The 25,075-nt window shown below is 35.3% G+C and carries 21 protein-coding genes and 1 tRNA gene; 8 read left to right on the forward strand and 14 right to left on the reverse strand.

What is annotated here, in order from left to right:
* Position 1: 1 nt before the first annotated feature.
* On the reverse strand, positions 2-298 hold the full coding sequence (locus H600_RS0104140; RefSeq protein ID WP_026727611.1) for a DUF493 family protein: 297 nt from the start codon (positions 296-298) through the stop codon (positions 2-4).
* A gap of 253 nt (positions 299-551) precedes the next feature.
* On the opposite strand from H600_RS0104140, the gene H600_RS0104145 reads away from it, so the two are divergent.
* The 7 genes from H600_RS0104145 to H600_RS0104185 all read left to right on the forward strand — a co-directional run bounded on the left by H600_RS0104145 (position 552) and on the right by H600_RS0104185 (position 6,778).
* Positions 552-1,466 (forward strand): alpha/beta hydrolase family protein, encoded by a 915-nt coding sequence (locus tag H600_RS0104145; RefSeq protein ID WP_026727612.1) that lies wholly within the window; start codon positions 552-554, stop codon positions 1,464-1,466.
* A 17-nt stretch (positions 1,467-1,483) separates the two neighbouring features.
* A complete protein-coding gene (locus tag H600_RS0104150; protein ID WP_026727613.1) occupies positions 1,484-1,921 on the forward strand; it encodes a hypothetical protein in 438 nt (145 codons plus the stop codon).
* A gap of 273 nt (positions 1,922-2,194) precedes the next feature.
* Positions 2,195-2,728, forward strand: a complete 534-nt coding sequence (locus tag H600_RS0104165; protein WP_026727614.1) for an AAA family ATPase — start codon at positions 2,195-2,197, stop codon at positions 2,726-2,728.
* A 65-nt stretch (positions 2,729-2,793) separates the two neighbouring features.
* Positions 2,794-4,689, forward strand: a complete 1,896-nt coding sequence (locus H600_RS0104170; RefSeq protein ID WP_026727615.1) for a RecQ family ATP-dependent DNA helicase — start codon at positions 2,794-2,796, stop codon at positions 4,687-4,689.
* A complete protein-coding gene (gene fmt / locus H600_RS0104175; protein WP_026727616.1) occupies positions 4,689-5,636 on the forward strand; it encodes a methionyl-tRNA formyltransferase in 948 nt (315 codons plus the stop codon). The genes H600_RS0104170 and fmt overlap by 1 nt, the downstream gene beginning before the upstream one ends.
* 180 nt (positions 5,637-5,816) lie before the next feature.
* Positions 5,817-6,089 carry an HU family DNA-binding protein gene (locus H600_RS0104180; protein ID WP_026727617.1) on the forward strand — a complete coding sequence of 91 codons (273 nt, stop codon included), beginning with the start codon at positions 5,817-5,819 and terminating at the stop codon, positions 6,087-6,089.
* Between the two features lie 128 nt (positions 6,090-6,217).
* On the forward strand, positions 6,218-6,778 hold the full coding sequence (locus H600_RS0104185) for a YqgE/AlgH family protein (protein WP_026727618.1): 561 nt from the start codon (positions 6,218-6,220) through the stop codon (positions 6,776-6,778).
* Here H600_RS0104185 and H600_RS0104190 read toward each other — a convergent pair.
* On the reverse strand, positions 6,775-7,614 hold the full coding sequence (locus tag H600_RS0104190; RefSeq protein ID WP_026727619.1) for an aminotransferase class IV: 840 nt from the start codon (positions 7,612-7,614) through the stop codon (positions 6,775-6,777). The genes H600_RS0104185 and H600_RS0104190 overlap by 4 nt on opposite strands.
* Positions 7,615-7,668: 54 nt before the next feature.
* A complete protein-coding gene (locus H600_RS0104195) occupies positions 7,669-8,061 on the reverse strand; it encodes an START-like domain-containing protein (RefSeq protein ID WP_026727620.1) in 393 nt (130 codons plus the stop codon).
* Between the two features lie 153 nt (positions 8,062-8,214).
* On the opposite strand from H600_RS0104195, the gene H600_RS0104200 reads away from it, so the two are divergent.
* Positions 8,215-8,288: transfer RNA gene (locus H600_RS0104200), tRNA-Met, on the forward strand.
* Positions 8,289-8,576: 288 nt separating this feature from the next.
* On the opposite strand, the gene H600_RS0104205 is transcribed toward H600_RS0104200, so the two are convergent.
* From H600_RS0104205 to H600_RS21825, 11 genes are all read right to left on the reverse strand, one after another.
* A complete protein-coding gene (locus H600_RS0104205; protein WP_035108362.1) occupies positions 8,577-10,208 on the reverse strand; it encodes a beta-N-acetylhexosaminidase in 1,632 nt (543 codons plus the stop codon).
* A 159-nt stretch (positions 10,209-10,367) separates the two neighbouring features.
* Positions 10,368-11,222: a fumarylacetoacetate hydrolase family protein gene (locus H600_RS0104210; RefSeq protein WP_026727622.1), complete on the reverse strand. Its 855-nt coding sequence runs from the start codon at positions 11,220-11,222 to the stop codon at positions 10,368-10,370.
* Positions 11,223-11,252: 30 nt separating this feature from the next.
* Complete coding sequence (locus H600_RS0104215; RefSeq protein WP_026727623.1) at positions 11,253-11,837, reverse strand: LutC/YkgG family protein; 585 nt, start codon at positions 11,835-11,837, stop codon at positions 11,253-11,255.
* Positions 11,837-13,210: a lactate utilization protein B gene (locus H600_RS0104220; protein WP_026727624.1), complete on the reverse strand. Its 1,374-nt coding sequence runs from the start codon at positions 13,208-13,210 to the stop codon at positions 11,837-11,839. Before H600_RS0104220 ends, H600_RS0104215 begins: the two co-directional genes overlap by 1 nt.
* Positions 13,211-13,212: 2 nt before the next feature.
* Positions 13,213-15,468 carry a glycoside hydrolase family 95 protein gene (locus tag H600_RS21820; RefSeq protein WP_051234362.1) on the reverse strand — a complete coding sequence of 752 codons (2,256 nt, stop codon included), beginning with the start codon at positions 15,466-15,468 and terminating at the stop codon, positions 13,213-13,215.
* 13 nt (positions 15,469-15,481) lie between these two features.
* Entirely contained in the window at positions 15,482-16,219 is a 738-nt protein-coding gene (locus tag H600_RS0104230; protein WP_026727625.1) for a (Fe-S)-binding protein, read from the reverse strand.
* 5 nt (positions 16,220-16,224) lie between these two features.
* Positions 16,225-16,989, reverse strand: a complete 765-nt coding sequence (locus tag H600_RS0104235; RefSeq protein WP_026727626.1) for an SDR family NAD(P)-dependent oxidoreductase — start codon at positions 16,987-16,989, stop codon at positions 16,225-16,227.
* A 93-nt stretch (positions 16,990-17,082) separates the two neighbouring features.
* Positions 17,083-18,738: a UxaA family hydrolase gene (locus H600_RS0104240; RefSeq protein WP_026727627.1), complete on the reverse strand. Its 1,656-nt coding sequence runs from the start codon at positions 18,736-18,738 to the stop codon at positions 17,083-17,085.
* 16 nt (positions 18,739-18,754) lie between these two features.
* A complete protein-coding gene (gene fucP / locus H600_RS0104245) occupies positions 18,755-20,044 on the reverse strand; it encodes an L-fucose:H+ symporter permease (protein WP_026727628.1) in 1,290 nt (429 codons plus the stop codon).
* Between the two features lie 226 nt (positions 20,045-20,270).
* Positions 20,271-22,532, reverse strand: a complete 2,262-nt coding sequence (locus tag H600_RS0104255) for a GH92 family glycosyl hydrolase (RefSeq protein ID WP_157509874.1) — start codon at positions 22,530-22,532, stop codon at positions 20,271-20,273.
* A gap of 67 nt (positions 22,533-22,599) precedes the next feature.
* Positions 22,600-24,783, reverse strand: coding sequence for a glycoside hydrolase family 3 N-terminal domain-containing protein (locus tag H600_RS21825; RefSeq protein ID WP_051234376.1), 2,184 nt, complete (start codon positions 24,781-24,783; stop codon positions 22,600-22,602).
* Positions 24,784-25,075: the final 292 nt, after the last annotated feature.

Consider the following 25,075-nt stretch of genomic DNA (forward strand, 5'->3'; position numbering starts at 1 on the left):
TTTATAATGAAACTATACCTTCTATTGTAGAAACTTCTTTGTATTTACTGATCACATCATCTGAGCTGTTCATTGTAACATCTACAGAAACGCTGGTAAACTTACCTGTTTTTGATTTTGTTGTTTTAATAACCGCTCCCATTCTGTCAAAAGCTTTTTCAACACGCTCTACATTATCTGCAACAGAAGGCACAATGAATTTGTACAAATATTCTGCTGGCCAAGTATTTGCGTTATCAAGCTCTAATTTTAATCTTTCGTAAAATTCGGCTGTATTTTTTTCTTTATCGTTCTCCATTCGTAATTAAAAATAAACGCAAATATACGTTTTTGATTTTAGACTTTTTAGATTTTTTCTTTCGAAAAAAGGTTCAAAGTTACAAAGTTACAAAGGTGGAGAGAAAAAAGATTTAGAAGATTATTTCAATGTAAATTTTACGCTTATATTTGAGATTGCATTACTACAAAATTTGCTCGCGAAGTCGCGAAGACGCAAAGTTTTTAAACTTCTTTGCGACTCTGCGTCTTTGCGAGATTAAAAAAACATTACAATGAAAAAAAATCTTTTACTTTTTATCGCGCTTATAGCCAACAACATCCAAGCACAAGAAGTTAAAACACTCACTTATTTCCAAAACGACACTCTAAAACTGGATTTAGATTTATATCTGCCAAAGAAAAAAGCTGGCGAAAAAATCCCCTTAATAATGTTTGCTTTTGGTGGCGGATTTTCTGGAGGAGAGCGTACCAGCGAAAAAGAATTTGCAATGTTTATGGCACAAAACGGATATGCGGTTGCGAGCATTTCGTATAGTTTATACATGAAAAATAAAGATTTTGGTTGCAAAGGAACTTTAACCGAAAAAATAAAAGCAATTCAAATTGGCGTGAGCGACATGTGGCAAGCAACTGGATATTTAGTCGAAAATGCAGATAAATACAATCTCGATACTTCAAAAATCTTTATTTCTGGAATTAGTGCCGGAGCAGAAATTAGTTACCATGCAGCTTTTTGGGATTACAAATTGATGAATCTTTACAAAAACAATCTTCCAGAAAACTTCAAATACAAAGGTTTAATTGGAGGTTCGGGGGCGATTCAGGATATTAATTTGATTACGAAAGAAAAAGCAATTCCGATGCTATTGGCGCATGGAAATAGCGATGAAACCGTTCCGTATGCTGCAGGCTCACATCGTTCGTGCCCAACAAATGCTTCTGGTTGGTTGATTCTTTTTGGATCTTATGCTGTTTACAATCAAATGAACGATTTGCATAAAGATGTTGAATTGATTACTTTTTGTGGAGGCGGACATGAATTCTCTGGTTATCTTTTTCACCAAGGACAACAATACGTTTTGGATTTTGTGAATGATGTTTTAAAAGGAAAAAGATTTCAATCGCATGTTATTGTTCCTTCTAATAAAAAAGGCAAGGATTCAGGAAAGTATTTATTTTGCGAGTAATTAATTTTCAGAAAAAAATGCTTACTTCAAATGAAATTAAAGAATTCAACAAAAGAAAAAGATTAGAACAAGTAATATCTTTATCTAAAGAATACCATGAATTCGAAAATGGAGATCATATTTTCTATTTAAAAACATTTAAAGAAACGAGCAAAAACCATGTTTTATCATATTTAAAATCAATTATCGATTCGCAAAAAAATATAGCTTTAGCCTTAAAAAGAAATCAAAAACCATATGATTTTTCCAGACTTGATTCAGGAGGAATCATCAAAATCTGCTATATCTTTTATGATCTCTATTTGGTAATTGACAAGAAAAACAGATTCTATTATTTAATTATCCAGGAAAACACCTTTTTTGAAAATGGAAAAAACTGTGAGATCGCATATTTTAAAGAAGTAAAACCATTTATGCATAAGATTCTTTTTTTCAACAATTTGAAATTAATTTAAAAAACTAAACAATTCAAAACTTCAAACACGCATCTCTGAACTGGACTGAAGTCCAGCCCTACAATATTCGCCGAGCCTTTGGCTCTTTTTTGCAATTTAATTTCGCAGGAATGAACCATATTGTAGAGCTGGACTTCAGTCCAGTTGACCGTAATATTTTTCAACCCCGCAAAAAGAGTTTTTTTTCTAAAAATGCCAAATTTTTCGCTTCTGATAAATATTCTTTTTAATTATGAATAAGTTTAGGTAAATTTGCCCTTTATTTTTAGAATAGTGCAAAAAGAAATCATAGTTCTCCTTGGCGGTCCTGGTACAGGAAAATCTACGCTGATAAACGAATTAGTAGCTCGTGGCTACTGCTGTTACCCTGAAATTTCTAGAGAAGTTACACTCGAAGCTCAAAAAAGAGGCATCGAGCAATTGTTCTTGGAACAGCCATTATTGTTTAGCGAAATGCTTTTGGAAGGACGCATCAAGCAATTTGAAAACGCTCAGAAAGAACCTGATAATGTAGTTTTTATTGATCGTGGAATTCCTGATGTTGTGGCTTATATGGATTATATTGGCGACGAATATCCAGAAAGTTTTGTAAAAGCATGCGAAGATTTCAAATATTCTAAAACTTTCATTTTACCGCCTTGGGAAGAAATTTATCAAAGCGACACAGAACGTTATGAAAATTTTGAACAAGCAGTGGAAATTCAAAACCATCTTATTGAAACCTATAAAAAATATGGCTACAATTTGATTGAAGTTCCAAAAGATACCGTTGAAAACAGAATTCTTTATATCTTAGATAAAATTTAGTGGCGGGTTTTAAAGTTGCAAAACTAGAAACTGATTTCTAAATTTTTAACTTTAACACTTTGGCCATGCAGGAAGCACAAGAAATTCTTTTAAAATACTGGAAACATCAAAGTTTCCGACCTTTGCAAAAAGAAATTATTGATTCGGTTTTAGAGGGTCAGGATACTTTTGCGCTTTTACCAACTGGTGGCGGAAAATCGATTTGTTTTCAGGTTCCTGCTATGATGCGTGAGGGAATTTGCTTGGTAATTTCGCCTTTGATTGCTTTGATGAAAGATCAAGTAGCGAATTTGCAAAAAAGAGATATCAAAGCCATTGCCCTTACCGGCGGAATTCACACTGAAGAAATTATTGATCTTTTGGATAATTGCCAATTCGGAAATTATAAATTCTTATATCTTTCGCCAGAACGTTTGCAGTCGGACTGGATTTTGGAACGCATCAAAAACCTCCCTATCAATTTGATTGCTATTGACGAAGCGCATTGTGTTTCGCAATGGGGTCATGATTTTAGGCCAGCTTATTTAAAAATCTCTGAACTAAAAAAATTCTTTCCTAAAATTCCGTTTTTGGCTTTGACTGCAACTGCTACTCCAAGAGTTGTAGAAGACATCAAAACTGAATTGGGATTAAAAGACACGAAACTTTTCCAGCAATCTTTCGAACGAAAAAATATTGCGTACATGGTTTTTGAAGTTGAAGACAAATTGTATCGCGTGGAGCAGATTTTAAAGAAAAATCCGCAACCTTCTATTATATATGTACGAAACAGAAAATCGTGTTTGAATATTTCGACACAATTGCAATCTTTAGGTTTTCGAGCCACATATTATCACGGCGGACTTTCGGCTCAAGAAAAAGACAAAAACATGCAATTGTGGATGTCTGAACAAGCACAGGTTATCGTGGCTACAAATGCGTTTGGAATGGGAATCGACAAAGACAATGTAAAAACCGTTATTCACACGCAATTGCCGGAAAATCTGGAAAATTATTATCAAGAATCTGGAAGAGCGGGACGAAATGGCGAAAAAGCGTTTTCGGTTTTACTTTATAATAATTCAGATGCAACTCAAACCGAACAGCAGTTCATAAACATTTTACCAGATAAAAAGTTTCTGAAAACCATGTATATCAAACTTTGCAATTATTTTCAGATTGCATACGGTGAAGGTTTAGACGATTCGTATTCTTTTAAAATGAATCATTTTTGCAATAAATATGATTTTCCGACTTTGAAAACATATAATGCTTTGCAATTTTTGAATCAACAGGGAATCATTACGATGTCTCAGGAATTTTCAGAAAAAGTGACGATGCAATTTTTGATTGAATCAAAAGAAGTGATTCGATATATGAGTTTGAATCCGAATGATGAGGAAATTATTTTGGCGATTTTAAGAACCTATCCAGGAATTCACGAAATGAAAACGCCACTGAATCTTTCGTTGATCGCAAAAAAATCAAATCATACCGAAGAACAGGTCACAACACTTTTAGAAAAATTAAAAGAAAAAGAAATCATCGAATATAAATCAAAAAATAACGATGCTACGATTTTATTTAATGAAGTTCGAGAAGATGATTTAACGATAAACCGCGTTTCAAAATATCTGGAAAAGCAAAACAAACTGAAACGCGATCAACTTTCGTCTGTACTTTATTATATCAAGGAAGACAAAACTTGTAAGAACCGATTGGTTTTGGATTATTTTGGAGAAGAAACAAATGATAATTGCGGTGTTTGCTCCTATTGTATTACACAAAAAGGAAAAATCACAGAAGCCGATTCGATTGCTGACAAAATTCTGCACTTATTAAAAGCAACTGCCTTAACTTCGCGTGAAATTCAGAATCTGATAAAACTAGACGCTAAAGATGTCTTAGACGTGATTCAGGAATTATTAGAAAACAATCATATCGTTATTTTAGCAAATAACAAATACACTTTAAAAACATAATGGAAAAATTGCGAATTATATTTATGGGAACTCCAGAATTTGCTGTTGGCATTCTGGATACCATTCTTAAAAACAATTACGAAGTTGTTGGCGTTATTACCGCTGCAGACAAACCAGCAGGACGTGGACAAAAAATAAAATATTCGGCTGTTAAGGAATACGCTTTAGAAAACAACCTTACCTTATTGCAGCCAACCAATTTAAAAGATGAAAGCTTTTTAGCCGAATTAAAAGCTTTGAACGCCAATCTGCAAATTGTAGTTGCTTTTAGAATGCTTCCAAAAGTAGTTTGGGAAATGCCAAGTTTAGGGACATTTAATCTGCACGCTTCTTTATTGCCAAATTATCGTGGTGCAGCGCCAATAAACTGGGCTATTATTAATGGAGAAACAAAAACAGGCGTCACCACTTTCTTTATAGATGATAAAATTGATACCGGTGCAATGATTTTAAATTCGGAAATTGATATTGAACCAACAGAAAACGCAGGACAACTTCACGACCGATTAATGCATTTAGGAAGTACAACTGTAATTGAAACTTTGAAGGTTATCGAAAAAGGAAATGTAAGCACTACAATTCAAGAAGATCACGCTGATATTAAAACAGCATATAAACTAAATAAAGAAAATTGCAAAATAGATTGGACAAAATCAGGAAATGAAATCAACAATTTGATTCGCGGTTTGAGTCCGTATCCTGCATCGTGGTGTTTTTTGAAAGATAAAAATGAAGAATTGAATATCAAGATATATGATGCAAAACTGGTTACAGAAAATCATTCTTACGAAACCGGAAAACTGATCAGCAGTAAAAAAGAAATCAAAATTGCAGTCAAAGATGGCTTCATTCAGCTTTTTAGCTTGCAATTTCCTGGAAAAAAGAGAATGCAGGCAGCAGAAATATTAAACGGCATCACTTTTTCTGATGATGCAAAGATGTATTAAGCTCAGTAAAACAGGGGTTTCTACCTGATTTTGATCGATAAACAACATGCTTTATGAACAAAAAAAGCAAGTTATTAACAATTACAGCTAAAATTAAGGAAAAGACTTGCACGCAACGGATTTCCTACTAAATTTGTGTATTAACAATTTTTTTTAACCAACAATTAATAACTAATTATTATGAACAAATCAGAATTAATCGATGCTATCGCTGCTGATGCAGGAATCACAAAAGCTGCGGCAAAATTAGCTTTAGAGTCATTTTTAGGAAATGTAGGATCTACTTTGAAAAAAGGAGGAAGAATTTCTTTAGTAGGTTTCGGATCTTGGTCAGTATCTTCTAGAGCTGCTAGAGATGGTAGAAACCCTCAAACAGGTAAAACTATCAAAATTGCTGCTAAAAATGTAGTAAAATTCAAAGCTGGAGCTGAATTAGAAGGTGCAGTGAACTAAGTAAGAAAGTTCTCTAAACTTATATTATAATTAAAACCCTCCTCATGGAGGGTTTTTTTATGCGGTTTAACGATTTTTTTTGGGCAGTTCAAAATTTTATGATTAAATTTAATAAAAATTGTAGCCGTATGATTTCAGAAAAATTAAAAAAAGGACACCTGCTTATTGCCGAGCCTTCAATAATTGGAGATTTATCATTTAACAGATCGGTAATTTTATTAGCAGACCATAACAAAGAAGGATCAATAGGATTCATCATTAATAAACCTTTAAAATACACTATTAATGATCTGATACCAGAAATTGATGCCAACTTTAAAATATACAACGGAGGCCCTGTCGAGCAGGATAACCTATATTTTATTCACAATATTCCTGAACTGATCCCGAATAGTGTCGAGATTTCTAATGGAATTTATTGGGGAGGCGATTTTGAATCCACGAAGGACTTAATAAACGACGGATCTATTAGCAAAAATAACATTCGTTTTTTCTTAGGCTATACTGGCTGGGATGAAAATCAGCTTGAAAATGAAATGCAGGGAAACTCCTGGATCATTGCCGATAATAATTACAAAAACAAAATTATCGGAAAATCCACCACTCATTTTTGGAAAGAGCAAATAATTGAGCTGGGAGGTGATTATCTTATTTGGTCAAATGCACCTGAAAATCCTTATCTGAATTAATTTTCAGATATGGATTCATTTAGCTTCTGCACTAATAAATGAGCCAGACTGCTTTTAAACTCCTTTTTTCGATATTTAGTTATCGGTTGTATTCCCGTGATTACATTTGTCAAGAATAATTCATCCGCCTTTTGAAGATCAAACGGTGAAATTATTTCTTCGGAAACTTCTATGCCTTCAACTTTTTTAGCCAAAGCTAAAATCTGCTTGCGCATAATTCCATTTAAACAACCTTCAGAAACTGGAGGCGTCACTAATTTTTTGCCCGTAAGCATAAATAAATTGCCTTGTAAACCTTCAATTACGTTTTTAACGTCATTAATAAGCAAACAATTTGCAAGGCCGTTTTCGTGTGCAAAAATGCTTCCCGTGACATTTATCATCTTATTTGTCGTTTTAATCGACGATAATAATTGTTTGGCCACATAGAAGTCTTTATATAAATCAACCTCGTATTCAGAAGTGTTTAAAGCATAAGCGGTGTTTTCAAGTGGCGTTGCATGAATCAAATACGAAACATTGTTTGTATGAGGCAAATATAATCCGCCATCATTTCTAAAAACAGTAATTCTCGCTCTTGCTGATGTTGAAATATTTTTTTGCTGAACCAATTTCAAAACTTGTTCTTCAAAAAATTCCATAGTAAAACTCATAGGAATCTCCATCCTAACTACACGCATTGAAGCCATTAAACGGAAATAATGATCTTCGAGAAACAAAATCTTGTTATTGATTATTTTCAGTGTTTCAAAAACACCATCTCCATATAAAAAGGCGCGATTTTGAGTTAATATATTCTCTTCTTGCGCCACTATGTTTCCGTTAAAATTGATCATAAAAAAACCCTGAATTTTGTTCAGGGCAAATATAAGGTATAAAAAAGACTTTTACTAAACAGATCCTATAAGATGTTTTAAGTCTGAGATTTGATTCTCCCACAATTGTTTAGCCTCTCCTACTTCTTCTTTTTCAGCAAAATCAACTACCATTAACGACACATCTTTAGTCAATTCATCAACTAAAATGTGCAGTTCAAAAAAGTATTCAGTGTCTTTACTGCTTTCGTCAACCCACTTAAATTTCACTTTTTCTCCAGTTTTTTTAGATGCTAAACGCGCTTTTTCTTGCGAGTCGTTCCAAATGAAAGTAAAAAATTCGCCTCTTGAATTTACATTGTCTGCAAACCACTCTGACAAACCTGACGGCGTTGATATATATTGATACAATAATTGCGGCGAAGAATTGATCGGGAACTCGATTTCGTAACGTATTTTTGAATCCATGTGCTGCGTTTAATTTTTTCGAAATATAAGAATATATGTCCAAAAACAATGCGTTTTTAAAAATATTTTTTTTTCTTCATTTTATGCTTGTATGCTTTAATATTATTTCTATCTTTGCACCCGCAATCAGGAATTACTCCTAATAGCAGTCCAGGCGAGGTAGCTCAGTTGGTTAGAGCGCAGGATTCATAACCCTGAGGTCACGGGTTCAACTCCCGTCCTCGCTACAGTCCAAAACACCACTTTTAGTGGTGTTTTTTTTTGTTTATAACACTCTGATCTTATGAAGATTTATCGTCTATATTTTTTTTAAAGACTCTTTTTTATCCTGCTAAACACCTCAGTTTTGAACTTAACGTATTCTGAAGCGACAAAATCATTTTTTGACATGATAAGTCGTTTAAAAAATTTTTCTTCAAGATTAAAGCTCTGTTATGAAAAGAAAAACGATTTGATCGTTTTCCCCAATAAAAAAAAGACAGCTCATTTTGAACTGTCTTTTTGATTTACTTTGATTACTCTTTAAAATAATTCGCACCCCAAATAACATAACGCTTTTTCATAGTTTCAACCTTCGTTTGAAATTGAGCCCAATCTTTGCTTTCTTTTGGAGACCATAATACTTCGCTCAACGCACTTAATCTTGGAAATATCATGTATTCAACCTTCGCCGGATTCGCCATATATTCTGTCCAAACGTTTCCTTGAGCACCTAAAACGTATTTCGCTTGTTGCTCATTCAATTCTTTTGGAATCGGTTCGTAACTATAGACTTTTTCTAATGGCAAAAATCCACCGATGGTAACTTCTTTTTCATTTTTAGTTTGAGAATGATCTAAATAAACATGGCTTCCCGGCGTCATAATAACTTGATGATTTTCTTTAGCTGCCGCAATTCCGCCTTCTTCACCTCTCCAGCTCATAACGACTGCGTTTGGTGCGAGACCGCCTTCTAAGATTTCATCCCAACCAATAAGCGTTCTTCCTTTCTTATTGATGTATTTCTCCATACGCTGAATGAAATAACTCTGCAAACCATGCTCATCTTTTAGATTTTTTTCTTTTATCAATTGCTGACAAAATTCGCTTTTTTTCCAAGCATCTTTGGGCGCTTCATCTCCTCCAATATGAATATATTTTGACGGAAATAAAGTCACTACCTCATCAATAACATCTTCTAAAAATTTGAAAGTATTTTCAGTCGGAATAAAAATATCGGCATGAACACCCCAAGTTTCCTGCACGATTTTGTTTCTGCCGCTAGCCATTTCTTTTTTGCTTAGGTCAGAAATCATATTATCCGGAAGATTTGTTTTTTCGTTTGGAAAACAGCTCAATTCTGGATAAGCTGCGATAGCTGCACTTCCATGTCCAGGCATTTCAATTTCTGGAATTACCGTAATAAATCGGTCTGCCGCATATTTTACAATTTCTTTTACTTCTTCTTGAGTATAAAAACCTTGCTCAACAGTATTATCGCTTCCTTTACCAGGATATCTTCCAATGATGCTTCCGTTTCTTTTTGAACCAATTTCTGTAAGTTTTGGATATTTTTTGATTTCGATTCTCCAGCCTTGATCTTCGGTTAAATGCCAATGAAAATAATTTAGTTTGTGCAAAGCCAAATAATCAATATACTTTTTAACAAATGAAACCGGAAAGAAATGACGCCCAACATCCAACATTGCGCCTCTATAAACAAAACGAGGTTCATCGTTTACTTCAACTGCTGCTATTGCCAAACTGTTGCTTTTTTCTACCGGAAGCAACTGTATAAGTGTCTGCATTCCATAAAAAGTACCGATAGGCGAGTTTCCTGTTATCTCAACACCATTTTTATCTGACTTTAAAGCATAGCCCTCACCTTTCAGTCCGCTGCTATTTTTCTTGCTAGTGAATTTAATCGAATTTTTGCTTGCTTTTTGTGTTATTGGCAAAGCAAAACCATAATAATCAGTCAAATATTTATTAAGAAAAGTTGCTGTAGCTTGATCTTCTTTATTGGCAACAACCAAATTAGTTTGCGAATTAATCACAAAATTTCCCACATTTTTAACCAATTTTACCGGTTGCGGAATGATATTTACTTCCTGAGCAAATGACACCGCACTGCACAAAAGAAGGGAAAAGAAAAATGACTTTACCATGTTTATATTTTATTAATTATTAGTGAAAAAATTAAAAATACCGATATTTGTACGATAACATTTTACCCTCAAAACAGCACTATTTTATAAACACACAGAAACATTGAAGTTTATATTTCTGTGTGCCTTTTATTAATTACACCAAGGGGTTGTGTTAATCTATTTTGTGTAAGCTACTGCTAGTTGTTTACTACTTCCTAAACCTTGCATTCCTAATTCAACAACATCTCCAGCTTTAAGATAAATAGGATCTGGTTTAATTCCTAAACCAACGCCTGGAGGCGTTCCCGTACTAATGATATCACCTGGAAGCAATGTCATAAACTGGCTTAAATAATGCACTAAAAATGGAATTTTAAATACCAAATTAGAAGTATTGCTGTTTTGGAATGTTTTTCCGTTTACTGTCAACCACATTGGAATGTTGTTAACATCTTCTATTTCATCTTGAGTTGCTAAGAATGGCCCAAGCGGTGCAAAAGTATCACATCCTTTTCCTTTAGCCCATTGTCCGCCACGCTCTATTTGAAAAGCTCTTTCGCTGTAATCATTTATTAGAGCATAACCTGCGACGTAATCTAAAGCATCAGCTTCTTCTACATAACTTGCTTTTTTGCCTACTACAAAAGCCAACTCAATTTCCCAATCTGTTTTTTCACTGTTTTTTGGAATGATTAAATTGTCGTTTGGCCCACATAAAGAAGTGCTAGATTTAAAGAAAATAATGGGCTCAGTTGGAATTGGAGCATTTGTTTCAAGACAATGATCCACATAATTTAATCCAATACAGATTATTTTTGAAGGTCGTGCCACCGGAGAACCCAAACGAACAGAAGCATCAACTTCTGGTAATACAGGATTACTTTCCAAAGCTTTTTTTAATTTTTCTAATCCACCTTCCTCAAAAAAAGCTTCATTATAATCTGTTACTATCGATGATACATCAAATCTTTTTTCATCTACCAAAATACCTGGTTTCTCTTTTCCGGCTTCACCAAATCGTATTAGTTTCATTTTACTACTTTTTAATATATTATACTTTTCTTATTCAATTACATAAATTTTGGCACTTCTAGCACCATGAGCTCCAATAACTAGAGACTGCTCAATATCAGCTGTTTTTGAAGGGCCTGCTATGAACACTCCAAAGCCTTCTCTTGAGACATCAATTTTATCATATGCCTGATGCAATGTATCCACAATATCTTTTTTCGCAATAACCACAATCAGATGTTGGCAAATAAAAGGAACCAATCGATTTATCATTTGGCTTTCAAAAACCCAGACTGCTCCGTTTTCTGCAACTCCAACTGTACCTTTGATATACGCTTTTTCGATTTTTTCAAGTTCAAAAGCAGTAAATTCAGCAATCTGATTGTCAATGTCGCCAAGTTCTGCAATTGCATTCACTACAAAATCCCCGCTTTGTTTATCTGCGATTAATTGTTTTTTAAGTATTGCTACATCTGAAATCAATTCAGTTTGACCGCCAATACTTTCTAACACCGCTTTAAACTGAGCGTATTTATCTTCATAGCGAATAATCACATTTTGATCAATAACAGGAACATCAATCAATTCAGGCTGATTTCTCGCTATGGCATTCAATATATTTTCTCTCGCGCTCATCAACTTTTATTTTTTCCGTTTTTCAAATACCAATCGCGAAATGATTCTTTTGGAGCTTCTGGCATTTCTCTTTGTTTGAACCAAGGATTTGCTTTATTATTTATCATTAATGGAAATGCACGCATACCCCATCTTCCTATTTTCCCAATTAAACGATACATTTTAGGATTCGAAAATAAAAAACTCGCCCCCTTCATTCCAACTTTTTTACCCGTCGCTACATAACCTTCTGAAACAATTACTTGTCTCCATTTCCATAATTGCTCGTGAATATTAATCTTCACCGGACAAACATTACTGCAACTGCCGCACAAAGTAGATGCAAAAGGCAAATCGGCATTGGCTTTCATATCCAAATTTGGATTTAGAATCGATCCAATTGGCCCCGCGACTGCCGTGTGATAACTGTGCCCACCGCTTCTGCGATACACCGGACAGGTATTAAAACAAGCCGCACAGCGAATGCATTTCAGCGAGTTTCTAAAATCTTCTCTTCCTAATTGCTTGCTACGCCCGTTATCTACAATCACAATATGCATTTCCTGATTCGGTCTCGGTTTATGAAAATGGCTCGAATATGTTGTGATAGGCTGCCCTGTAGCGCTTCTTGCCAGCAATCTCAAAAATACCGATAAATCTTCTGCTTTCGGAATCAATTTTTCAAATCCCATACAGGCAATATGAACTTTGGCAGTATGTGCGCCCATATCAGCATTTCCTTCATTGGTGCAAACTACAAAACCACCGGTTTCTGCAATTGCAAAATTAACGCCCGTAATCGCTAAATCTGATTCAACAAATTTATTTCGTAAGTGTTGTCTTGCTGCCTCGGTTAAATATTGTGGATCGTTATTTCCTTTTTCTGTCTGCAAATGCTCATGGAAAGTCGCACTTACATCTTCTTTTTTCAAATGAATCGCTGGCAAAACAATATGACTTGGAGGCTCTTTTCTAAATTGAACGATTCGCTCTCCTAAATCTGTATCGACAACTTCTATTCCGTGATGATGCAAATATTCATTAAGATGGCACTCTTCCGTCAACATGCTTTTGCTCTTGACGATTTTCTGGATTTTGTGCTTTTTTATGATTTCGTGCACAATTTCATTGTGTTCTTTAGCATCAGAAGCCCAGTGGACCTTTATACCATTTGCAAGCGCATTTTTTTCAAATTCTATTAAATAATTGGAAAGATTAGAAAGTGTACGATTCTTGATTTGCGAACCCCATTCTCTTAATTGTTCCCATTCCGGCAAACCATGAGCGGCCTTATCACGTTTTGCACGAACAAACCACAAAGTTTCGTCGTGCCAATCGGTTCTTGGCTCATCTGCTATAAATTTTTCCGCTAATGCATCATGCGTTATTTTCATAATTATTTTTTAAGAATCTCTTTCAATTCAGCATTAAACGTATAAATTTTACCAGCCTGTGTACTAATTTCAATATTATTTTTGCCGTTTTGCAATTTACATACCCCACCTGTTTTTGAAAATACTTTTGCATTCACCAACTTTCCTTCTTTCCATTTCATATCAATTTCAAATCCACCTCTGGCACATAAACCTTTTACATCGCCATCTTTCCAATTCTTAGGAAGTGCCGGAAGCAATTGAATTTTTTCAGTTTGACTTTGGATAAGCATTTCCGCCATTGCAGCGGTAATTCCAAAATTACCATCGAGTTGAAACGGTGGATGATTGCAAAATAAATTAGGCAATGTATTGTAAGTCAGCAATCCGCGGATCATGATTTCTGCGCGATCTCCTTCGCCCAAACGTGCCCAAATTGCGCAACGCCAAGGCCAAGTCCAGGAACGGCGGCTATCACCAACAGTAGATTCAACTGTAAAAGGTGTGTTCTCATTTTTTCCGAAATTTCCGCTTCGGCTGCGTAAAGAAAGAATCGCTCCTTTAGCCAGTTCCGGCGTTACAGAACTACTAATTTGACGCCCCGGATATACCCCAAAAAGATGTGATGTATGACGGTGTTCATCATTTGGATCATCGCGATCTACTTGCCATTCTTGCAATTGTCCCCATTTTCCAATTTTATTTGGAGCCAAGCGAGATTGCATATCTAATACTTTTTTTTGATAATCAGCATCGATATTAAGTGCTTTCGCTGCATCCAAATAATTTTGAAATAAATCCCAAACCAACTGTTGATCCATCATTACGCCATCTTCTCGTGGCCCATGTTCCGGCGACCAGCCATTTGGAACCATTAATTGACCATTTGGCATTGTTTTCAAATTATCTTCCCAATATTCGCAAACTTCTTTAATAATGGGATATGCAGTTTGGCGTAAATAATAATTGTCCTTAGTAAATGCCCAATGTTCATAGACATGTTGTGCATACCAAGCGCTGGCAGGAATGTTCCATTCCCAGCCATTTCCACCAAATATATTTTGACTTGTTCGGGCTGTCCAGCCACGTGTTTTTTCTCCAAAAGCTCTGCGAGTCGCAATACGACACGGTTCCTGAGCAGCAACGATAAAATCAATCAATGGCAAATGACACTCTGATAAATTAGTCGATTCGACTCCCCAATAATTCATTTGTATATTGATATTATTGTGGTAATCACTTGCCCATGCAGGTGTATTGCTATCGTTCCATAAACCTTGCAAATTGGCTGGCAAGCCTCCACGACGAGAACTGCTTGCTAATAAATAGCGCCCATACTGAAACATCGTTTCTTCTAAATCGGGATCAACGCCGCCGGCTGCGTATTTTTTTAAACGTTCATCTGTAGGTAAAACAGAAGTTGCTGCATCGGCATTTCCAATATTGAGATATACTCGCGAAAGCAGCGAATTCAAATCTTTTATATGAGTTGCTTTCAGTTTTTCATAACCTTTGGCTTTAGCTGCAGCTATTTCTTTTTCAATACGCGGCATTGGGTCTTCTCCTCGCCAATCTGATTTAAAATCGGCTTTATAATTTGTTCTGGCATCTAAAATCAATGTCAATGCATTACAATTTTCAAAGATCAATTTGTCGCCTTCAAAACGTATTTTCCCTCCATTGTTTTGTACTAAAAGTTTGGCTGCATATTTCAGTTTATTTGGCATTTCGCCAATAAAACTTAAACTGTTTATAGCTGCTTTACTTATTGCACCTTGAGCAGAATGCAGCGAAATCGTTCCTGAGAAACCCTTTTTTACATTGGTTTTATATTCAAAAACCATTACCTGATCCGGATAACTGGCAAAACCTTCACGGCTAATTTTTATATTATTCTGAGTAAAATTAGTTTGATGAATTCCAGTTGAAATATTAAGGGAACGAGAATAATTAGAATAAGCACTTTTGTCTGTAAAATCAATTGTGATGTCTCCAAAGTTACGATACGAACCAAAGCCGTGATCGCCTGTTTCGTATTCACCATCCCAGTTATTGTCGCCCGACCAAAGGCTTTGTTCGTTAAACTGAATAATTTCACGTTCTACTCCTCCAAAAAACATAGCGCCCAATCGTCCATTTCCAATTGGCAAAGCTTCTGCAGACCATTTTTTGGCAGGTTCCTTGTACCATAGTTTTATATCTGGATTCTTCTGTGCAAAAGAACCAGAGGTATTAAATAAAACAATTACTAAAAGTGCTGCTAATTTAATTTTATTCATTACTTCGCAAATATTATAAACTACTATTCAATATTTCAGCAATATGAATGGTTTGCACTTTACTTCCTTTTCGTTTCAACAAACCTTCCAAATGCATCAGGCAGCTTGTATCTCCACCAGTAATAAAATCAACATCATTAACTTCATGTTCTTGAATTCGGTCTTTTCCCATTTTAACGCTTACGGCTTCTTCAAAAACACAAAAAGTTCCTCCAAAACCACAACATTCATCATTCCGTTTTGGTTTTCTGAGTTCAATTCCTTCCACCATACTCAGCAATTGCTCTGGCTTGGAAAACTCAGGAAGCATTCTTTCAGTCATTGAAGAAAGATGCAATCCTCTTTGTCCATGGCAGCTATTATGCAATCCAACTTTATAAGGGAATTTTGCTTTCAGACTTTTTACTTTTAGAACATCGGTAAGAAACTCTGTTAGTTCATAAACATTATTACGAATTTGCTCTGCTTCTATTGGATTTGTATCATCTTTCAGATGCTCTTTTACATGTAAAACACAACTTCCCGAAGGCGCAACGATATAATCAAATCCTGAAAAATTTTTAACAAAATTCACATCACAACCTTTGCTTAAACTTGCAAAACCACTGTTGGCCATAGGCTGTCCACAACAAGTTTGCTCTAAAGGAAATTCAACATCACACCCTAACTTTTTCAGCAATTGCAAAGTGGCAATACCCACTTTTGGATAAAACTGGTCAATATAGCACGGTATGAATAGGGCAATTTTCATGTAATTTAATTGTTCAATTTAATAAATCCACCATCAAGAGGATAATCGCAACCCGTTACAAATCCAGATTCTTCACTGCATAAGAATAATGCCAAAGCCGCCACCTCATCTGGTTTCGCCATACGGCCAATTGGTTGTGTTTTTGATAATTTTTCGAACATTTCAGCTTCTTTACCTGGATAATTTTTAGAAATAAATCCATCTACAAAAGGTGTGTGAACCCTTGCCGGAGAAATCGAATTACAACGAATATTTTCTGCCATATAATCTTTTGCGACTGATAAAGTCATTGCCATTACCGCTCCTTTAGCTGTTGAATAAGCAAACCGATCCGGAATGCCGACCCAAGCCGCAATCGAGGCCATATTTAAAATAACGCCACCACCCGATGCTCTTAAATGCGGAATAGCGCCATGCAAACAATTGTACACGCCTTTTACATTGACATTCATAATTCGGTCAAAATCTTCTTCAGCTGTGTTATCAACTTTTCCAACGTGGGCGATGCCCGCATTATTTACCAAAATCTGAATATTTCCAATTTTTTCAAATGTTGCTATTATTTCCTTTTGATTAGCCACATTACAAGCATGAGAAAATACTTTTCCGCCAGCAGCTGTAATTTCTGCAACAGCGTCTTTAGCACTTTCTTCCGTTAATTCAATAATATGAACTTCGGCTCCCTGTTTTGCAAATAAGGCAGAAATCGCTTTTCCAATTCCACTTCCACCACCTGTAACTACTGCTTTTTTATTTTGTAATGAAAACATATTTTTAATTTTTAAAGATTTGAAAATTCAGCATTAATACCTTTTCAAACCAGCATTTTAGACATTCAATTTTTCTTTATAAGAAATTCATTTTTACAAAGATACACCACGTTTCCATGGAATAAAATCATCTTGATTCAAAGAAACTGCTTTTGGAATAATTTCGCCACTTGCCGCTTTGATGCAATATTCCAAAATATCTTCTCCCATTTCTTCAATTGATTTTTCTCCGCTAATAATCGGGCCACAGTCAATATCAATGATATCACTCATTCTTTTTGCCAACACCGAATTTGTCGCCACTTTAATAACCGGACAAATTGGGTTTCCTGTTGGTGTTCCTAATCCTGTCGTAAATAATATTAATGTCGCTCCTGAAGCTGCTTTTCCTGTCGTTGCTTCAACATCATTTCCAGGTGTACAAACCAAACTCAAACCTGCTTTTGTTGCTGGTTCTGTGTAGTCTAAAACATCTACAACTGGTGCAGTTCCTCCTTTTTTGGCCGCTCCTGCACTTTTTATGGCGTCAGTAATTAATCCGTCTTTGATGTTTCCTGGCGATGGATTCATATGAAAACCTGATCCCACTTTATGTGCCAATGCATCGTAAGACTGCATTAAATCAATGAATTTTGTCGCTACTTCTTCGTTTGTACAACGATCAATCAAATTTTGTTCTACACCACACAACTCAGGGAATTCAGCCAAAAGCACTTTTCCACCTAAAGCCACAAGCAAATCAGAAGTATAACCAACAGCAGGATTTGCAGAAACACCACTAAAGCCATCACTTCCTCCACATTTCACACCCAAACATAATTCGCTTAAAGGTGCTGGAGTTCTTTCGAATTTATTTATTTCAATTAACCCTTCGAATGTTTTTTTGATTGCATCAGCAACCAATTGTTCTTCACTTTTTGCTTGTTGTTGTTCAAAAATCAATAATGGTTTATCAAATGCTGGATTTTGTTTTTTTACATCATTGACAAAATCCTGAATTTGCAAATGCTGACAACCCAAGCTTAATAAAGTAATTCCGGCAACGTTTGGATGATTTGCGTAAGAAGCCAATAAAGCACTCAAAGTAGCCGCATCCTGACGTGTACCCCCGCAACCACCTTGATGATTCAGGAATTTGATTCCGTCAACATTTTTAAATACTCGATTTGCATTTTCTGTTGGAGTCATTTGAACATCAATTGAGTCCAAATCTTCTCCGTTTTTATAAGCTTCAAGCAAATAATGTGTGTATTGCGTGTACTTATCACTCACTGAATATCCTAATTCATTATGAAGCGCTTCGCGAATGACATCCAGATTTCGGTTTTCGCAAAATACTGTTGGTATAAACAACCAGTAATTTGCTGTTCCAACACGGCCATCACTTCTTCTGTATCCATTAAAAGTCCTGTTTTGATATTTCGAAACATCTGGTGCCTGCCATTCGAAATCAACCTCGCGATATTGATAGGGTTCAGCTGCATGCTTTAGATTTTCAGTGGTCATCAAACTTCCTTTTGCAACATCGCTTTGAACCTTCCCTACCAAAACCCCATACATCGTGATTTCAGAACCTTGTTTTAAATCTGTTGTATAAAATTTATGTTTTGCTTTTATAGTATCCGTCAGAACATAATTTTGTCCTTCAAAATTTACTATTTCTCCTTTTGCTAAATCAGTTAAGGCAACCAAAACATTATCAGCTGGATGCATTTTTATCACCAATCTTTTAACTCCGTTTTCTAACATATTATATAAATAGAATTTATGCTTTATTTGTTTTATGTCCGTTAAATGCAAACAATAGTATTACCAAAAAACAAGTTAGTGGCACCACATAACCATATTGAATGCTTCCCGTAATATCTGAAATCAATCCTAAAACCGGAGGAAGTAAAGCTCCTCCAACAATAGCCATTACAATCAATGAAGATCCTATTTTGGTATTATGTCCAAGTCCGTCGATTCCCATTGAAAAGATCGTTGGAAACATAATACTCATAAAAAAGGCAATTGCTATTAAAGTATAAACCACAATCATTCCTGATCCAAAAATGGCCACTAAGGATAAGAAAATATTAATGATGGCGTAAATGATCAATAATTTTCTTGGTTTAATATATTGCATGAAAAATGTCCCTGCAAAACGCCCTAACATAAATGCCAGACCAAAGAAACCTAAATATTTAGCTGCTACACCTTCGCCAAGACCTGCAGAAGTGGTTGCCATTTTTATAAAAAAACTACCTACACAAACTTGTGCTCCAACATAGAAAAACTGTGCTAAAATTCCCCAACGCAAGCGCATTGACTTTAAAGCGCCTGAAAAACTAGCGCCTTCAGCTCCCTCTTTATCTTCATCTTTCACATCGGGCATATTGGTAAAATAGAAAACCAATGCCACTGAAAGAATAATTAATCCTAAAATTAAATAAGGCATTTTTACGCTTGCGGCTTCTTCTAAAATATAAGCATGCAAGTCTGCTGGAGCCATAGCATCCATTTCTGCTTGCGTTAGATTTTTTCCAGATAAAATCATTGGCCCCACATAGGCAGGCGCAATAAAAGCGGCAAGTCCGTTAAACGATTGTGAGAAATTTAATCTTTTGGTTGCTGTTTCCGATGGACCTAAAATGGTAACATATGGATTTGCTGCTGTTTCTAAAAAAGTAAGTCCGCAGGCAATAACAAACAAGGCGCCTAAAAAGTAAATATACTGAAGCGAATTAGCCGCAGGCACAAACAAGATTGAGCCAATCCCAAACATAACCAACCCGATCATAATACCCGATTTATAACCGTATTTTCTCATTATATATCCGGCAGGCAAAGCCATAACAAAATAAGCCACAAATACAGAAGAATCGATTAAAGAAGATTCTAAATCGGTAAGATTGAACGCTTTCCTCAAATGTGGAATAAGTATTGGGTCTAGGTTGTGTACAAAACCCCAGAAAAAGAAAAGGCTCGTAACCAATATAAAAGGAAACAACCATTTCTTATTCTCTTGAGAAGACACCTTTTTTTGCACATCCAATTCAGTTAGTAAAGCCATATGTTTTTTATTAAAATTGTGGTTATTTGGAAATATAAAAATACTATATCTGAAGTATATGTATTAATTCAATATTGTCCTTGTTTAATCATTAATTGTCAATTCTGGAAAAAAGAGAAATAAAAAATATCGCTTTCTGAAAAGAATATGGTCAATAAAATAAATCCCAAATTCCAAGCTTTTAAACTGGAATTTGGGATTTGGAATTTCTTTACTTCATTATTTTTTATTTACTTTCAGAATAAGGTCTGTCTTTAGACGAAATTCCCCAAGTTTTAGAAGGTTTTGCTCCCATTGTAAATATCAATTCGCCACCTTTCATAACATCAGCATGAAGAATATAACTTTTCGTATATTCTTTACCGTTTAATGTTGCTTTTTGAATGTAGATGTTTTTTGAGCTGTTGTTTAAAGCTTTTACTGTAAACGTTTTTCCGTCAGCCAGCTTTAAAACCGATTCATCCATTGAAGGACTTCCTATGCAATAAACTCCGTTGTAAGGATTTGCAGAATACATTCCCATCGCGTTCCAAACATACCATGCCGACATTTGTCCAACATCTTCATTTCCGCATAATCCATCTGGTTTGTCGCTATATAAATTATCTACAATGTAACGCACTTTTTCAGCAGTTTTCCAAGGTTGACCCACAAAATTATATAAGTATGTAATGTGATGACTTGGTTCATTCCCGTGTGCATATTGCCCGATTAAACCGGTAATATCGCTCGACGCTTCTTTACCCATATCACCGGAAATCGTGAATAAAGTATCCAGTTTTTTCGCAAATGGTTTTTCACCTCCCAACAAGGCAATAAGTCCTTCAACATCTTGCGGTACTAACCAAGTATATTGCCAAGCATTTCCTTCAGAAAAATCACCTTTTTCATGTATTGACTTAAACGGATCAAAAGGCGTTCTCCATACTGTATCGCTTAACTTTGCTCGTACAAAACCAACTGAAGGATCAAAATATTTTTTATAGGCTTTTGAACGGTTAAAGAAGTAATTATAGTCTTCTGTTTTTCCCATTTTTTTTGCCATTGCGGCAATAGCACCATCAGAAATTGCATATTCCAATCCATAAGAAACTGATTCTCTCAAACTATCTCCCGGAATATAGCCTAGCTTTTTCACAAAATTAACTCCGCGGTCATCTTGCATCGCTGTTGCTTTTACAGCTTCAAAAGCCAAGTCGCCATCAATACCTTTTATTCCTTTTAAATACGCATCAGCTACAATTTGAATGGCGCTGTTTCCTGGCATACAATACGTTTCGTTGCCCATTAAATGCCAAACTGGAAGATGGCCCGATTCTTTATAAATTGCCAACATCGAATTGATCATGTCTGAAACTTTTTCTGTCTGTGTTAGCGTAAATAAAGGATTTGCACCTCTATATGTATCCCATAATGAAAAAGTAGTCAAATTGGTAAATCCTGCCGCTCTGTGAACTTGTTTATCTGTACCATAATAATCGCCATTGCTATCATTAAAAATGGAAGGCGCAATCATAGTATGGTACAAAGCGGTATAGAAGATTTTCATTTTAGCAGGATCAGCTGATTTTACAGCCATTTTGCCTAATTCTTTATTCCATTTTTCATCTGCTTGTTTCGCCACTTTTTCGAAATCCCAATCTGAAATTTCTTTTTTGATATTCATTAAAGCATTTTCAGTACTTACTGGCGAAATACCGACTTTAATCTTAATCACTTCATCTTTTGAAGTCGAAAAGTGAATAACCGCTTTTGAGCTGTCTCCAACTACCACTTTATTGATCATCTCTCTTGTATTGTCATACAATTGGATTTTTTTTGCTGGTTTTGATAAAACTGCTGCAAAATAAATTCGTTGATCATTCGCCCATCCTTTTGAGAAACGATAACCTTCAATTAAAGTATCATTTTTTACTCGGATATAAGTATCAACAGCTCTATCCCAGCCAATTCCTTCTACTAAATCCAAAACAATATGCGATTGATCTGAAGCTGGAAAAGTATATTTTTGAAAACCTACTCGTTCAGTAGCAGTCATTTCGGCTTTAATTTTGTTTTTCTTTAAAATAACCGAATAATATCCAGGTTTTGCCTTTTCATCTTTATGATCAAAATCTGAGATATAGCCATTTACCATGTCTTTTGCGGTTCCTTTTTTCAAATTCACTTTGCCAATAGCGGGCATAAAAAGGAAATCTCCAAGATCTCCAATTCCGGTGCCGCTCAAATGTGTGTGCGAAAACCCAATAATAGTTGGATCAGAATAATGATAACCCGAACACCAGTCCCAACCCTGTGAAATATTCACTGGCCCTAATTGAACGCCCCCAAACGGAACATTGGCTCCCATAAAAACGTGACCATGAAATCCTGTTCCAATATAAGGATCTACATATTGTGTCAAATTTTGTTTTGTTGTCTGACTGTGCATTTGCAGACAACAAAACCCTAAAAGTGTAAAAAATGCGGTTTTGATATTTTTATTCATTTTTTTGTTTTGTTTTTCGGCAAGAATATTCAAGCCAATGTTTTTTGATTTTTTTTTATGCCTTGTTTTACTTTAAAATTTCAAAACTGCCTTCCAACATAGTATCTCTTGAATTTGATCCGATTTTCAATTTGTAGTTTCCTTCATAAATTTTAAATTGTTTTGTCGTATCGTCCCATTTTTGAAGTTCTTCTACTGGAATTTCCAAAGTGATTGTTTTTGATTTTCCTTTAACTAAAGAAACACGTTTAAAAGCTTTCAGTTCTTTTATCGGCTTTCGATCCATATTTGGATATTCTACATAGACTTGAGCTACTTCATCTGCATCATATTGCCCCGTATTAAAGATTTCGATTTGCATTGAAACTTTATCCGAACTCATTTTGACTGCTTTAGGCTGTTGAACCCAATTGTAGCCAAAAGAAGAATAACTTAATCCAAAACCAAAAGGATATTGCACTTCTTTGTCAAAATAGCGATACGTTCTGCCTTTCATTGCATAGCTATTGTAATCTGGCAAATCACTGAAAGATTTGTAAAAAGTAACAGGCAAATGACCAGATGGAGAAGATTTGCCAAAAAGAAGATTAGCCAAAGCGGTTCCGCCTTGCTCGCCCGGATACCAAGCAAAAACAATAGCATCAACATAAGGTTCAATTGCTGAAATATCAACAGCGCTTCCTCCAGTAACTACTGCTATAAGAGGTGTTTTTGTGCCTTTTCGAAGTGCTTTTATATAGGCAATATGCGATGCAGGAAGATCCATATTTTTTCTGTCGCCTTTTCCGTCAGCTAAAAATGCGTCGCCTTCTTCACCTTCATAAACTGGCGTAAAACCAATAACTGCAATGGTAACATTTGCCATTGATGCAGCCCAAACACCGCCAAAATCAGTGGTATTAGCAAAATCACAACCCATGTCATATTCTACTCGCGTGTCTGGATCAACGGCGCCTGCAATTCCTTCCACAAAATTTACCGCTTTATCGCTAATTCCATGGTAGTTCCCTAACAAAGCATCTAGTGAAGCCGCATTTGGCCCCACGATCATAATTGATTTGCAATCTTCTTTTTTCAGAGGCAATACTTTTGTTTTGCTATCGCCAAATTGACCATTTTTAAGCAAAACCATACTTTGCTCTGCCATTTTCAAACTCAAATTTCTGTGGTATGTATTGGCAATACTATCGATTCCATATTTTCTATACGGATTATCCTCGGCTTTATCATAAAATCCTAATTTAAACTGGGTTCTCAAGGTTGGTGCCAATGCATTATCAATGTCTTGGGCCGTAATCAATTTTTGATTCAATGCATTGATGGCATCTTTTTGCAACAGCCCACTGCAATCCATATTTACACCACGTTTAATTGCTTCAGCGGCTACAGCTACACTATTTGGCAGCGTTTTATGCCCTTCGTAAATATCCTGCAATGCCCAACAATCGGTAACAACATGTCCTCCGAATTTCCATTCTTTTCGCAAAATATCCTGTAAAAGTGTTTTTCCTGTACAACAAGGTTCTGAATTCACTCTATTATAAGCACACATTACCGTTTCTACCTTAGCATCAACCAATTTTTTAAAAGCATATAAATAGGTTTCTCTTAAATCTTTTTCATCTACAATAACATCAATCGAATGTCTTGTTTTTTCTGGTCCGCTGTGTACGGCGAAATGTTTTGCACACGCTGCTGTTTTCATATATTTAGGATCTGTTCCTTGCAGTCCTTTGACATAAGCCGTTCCCATTTTTCCGGTAAGAAAAGGATCTTCACCATACGTTTCCTGACCTCTTCCCCAGCGTGGATCTCTGAAAATATTAATATTAGGAGACCAAAAATTCAATCCCATATATTGCAGACGACGATCTTTGGCTACAGCCATATTATTTTTTGCTCTGGCTTCGGTAGAAATTGCATTTGCGACTTCGTTAAGCAAAGGATCGTTAAAAGTCGCCGCCATTCCTAATGCTTGTGGAAAAACAGTTGCTTTTCCTGCTCTTGCCACACCATGAAGCGATTCGTTCCACCAATTGTATTGCGGAATATCCAATCGTTTTACCGCTTTGCTTTCAAAACCCAATAATGAAATTTTTTCTTCAATCGTCAATTGTTTCAATAAATCATCTACCCTTTTCTCTATTGGCAAATCTTGATTTTTATAGGCTGGAGTCTTTTGTTGCGCATTTGCAATACCTATGCAAAAACAAAAAAACAGTATAAATCGGTAAGTGCTAAAACAATTCATTATTGCAATATTTAAAATTTCATAATCTATTTCTTTTTCACTAAAACGTTTTACCAATGCAAACGATAAGGAAAATTCAAAAACACAAAAAAGTATTTTCAAAAACCATAACTATCTTTTAATAAGATCATTAAACTTAAAAATACCTTAATTTATTTGTGTAATTTCGGAAATTTAAAGATATAATAACTTTTCATTAAATAATAATTCGATTTTATCTAAATTTAAGTAACAATTGCCTTTACGGAAAACAAAAAAGAGATACTGCATGACACAATATCTCCTTTTTATT

Source organism: Flavobacterium denitrificans DSM 15936 (assembly GCF_000425445.1).
GTDB lineage: Bacteria > Bacteroidota > Bacteroidia > Flavobacteriales > Flavobacteriaceae > Flavobacterium > Flavobacterium denitrificans.

What these genes read in the sequence shown, in the direction of transcription:
- H600_RS0104140 (WP_026727611.1), bottom strand. Translation starts at nt 298, where the DNA reads ATGGAGAACGATAAAGAAAAAAATACAGCCGAATTTTACGAAAGATTA.
- H600_RS0104145 (WP_026727612.1), top strand. Translation starts at nt 552, where the DNA reads ATGAAAAAAAATCTTTTACTTTTTATCGCGCTTATAGCCAACAACATC.
- H600_RS0104150 (WP_026727613.1), top strand. Translation starts at nt 1,484, where the DNA reads ATGCTTACTTCAAATGAAATTAAAGAATTCAACAAAAGAAAAAGATTA.
- H600_RS0104170 (WP_026727615.1), top strand. Translation starts at nt 2,794, where the DNA reads ATGCAGGAAGCACAAGAAATTCTTTTAAAATACTGGAAACATCAAAGT.
- fmt (WP_026727616.1), top strand. Translation starts at nt 4,689, where the DNA reads ATGGAAAAATTGCGAATTATATTTATGGGAACTCCAGAATTTGCTGTT.
- H600_RS0104180 (WP_026727617.1), top strand. Translation starts at nt 5,817, where the DNA reads ATGAACAAATCAGAATTAATCGATGCTATCGCTGCTGATGCAGGAATC.
- H600_RS0104185 (WP_026727618.1), top strand. Translation starts at nt 6,218, where the DNA reads ATGATTTCAGAAAAATTAAAAAAAGGACACCTGCTTATTGCCGAGCCT.
- H600_RS0104190 (WP_026727619.1), bottom strand. Translation starts at nt 7,614, where the DNA reads ATGATCAATTTTAACGGAAACATAGTGGCGCAAGAAGAGAATATATTA.
- H600_RS0104195 (WP_026727620.1), bottom strand. Translation starts at nt 8,061, where the DNA reads ATGGATTCAAAAATACGTTACGAAATCGAGTTCCCGATCAATTCTTCG.
- H600_RS0104205 (WP_035108362.1), bottom strand. Translation starts at nt 10,208, where the DNA reads ATGGTAAAGTCATTTTTCTTTTCCCTTCTTTTGTGCAGTGCGGTGTCA.
- H600_RS0104210 (WP_026727622.1), bottom strand. Translation starts at nt 11,222, where the DNA reads ATGAAACTAATACGATTTGGTGAAGCCGGAAAAGAGAAACCAGGTATT.
- H600_RS0104215 (WP_026727623.1), bottom strand. Translation starts at nt 11,837, where the DNA reads ATGAGCGCGAGAGAAAATATATTGAATGCCATAGCGAGAAATCAGCCT.
- H600_RS0104220 (WP_026727624.1), bottom strand. Translation starts at nt 13,210, where the DNA reads ATGAAAATAACGCATGATGCATTAGCGGAAAAATTTATAGCAGATGAG.
- H600_RS21820 (WP_051234362.1), bottom strand. Translation starts at nt 15,468, where the DNA reads ATGAATAAAATTAAATTAGCAGCACTTTTAGTAATTGTTTTATTTAAT.
- H600_RS0104230 (WP_026727625.1), bottom strand. Translation starts at nt 16,219, where the DNA reads ATGAAAATTGCCCTATTCATACCGTGCTATATTGACCAGTTTTATCCA.
- H600_RS0104235 (WP_026727626.1), bottom strand. Translation starts at nt 16,989, where the DNA reads ATGTTTTCATTACAAAATAAAAAAGCAGTAGTTACAGGTGGTGGAAGT.
- H600_RS0104240 (WP_026727627.1), bottom strand. Translation starts at nt 18,738, where the DNA reads ATGTTAGAAAACGGAGTTAAAAGATTGGTGATAAAAATGCATCCAGCT.
- fucP (WP_026727628.1), bottom strand. Translation starts at nt 20,044, where the DNA reads ATGGCTTTACTAACTGAATTGGATGTGCAAAAAAAGGTGTCTTCTCAA.
- H600_RS0104255 (WP_157509874.1), bottom strand. Translation starts at nt 22,532, where the DNA reads ATGAATAAAAATATCAAAACCGCATTTTTTACACTTTTAGGGTTTTGT.
- H600_RS21825 (WP_051234376.1), bottom strand. Translation starts at nt 24,783, where the DNA reads ATGAATTGTTTTAGCACTTACCGATTTATACTGTTTTTTTGTTTTTGC.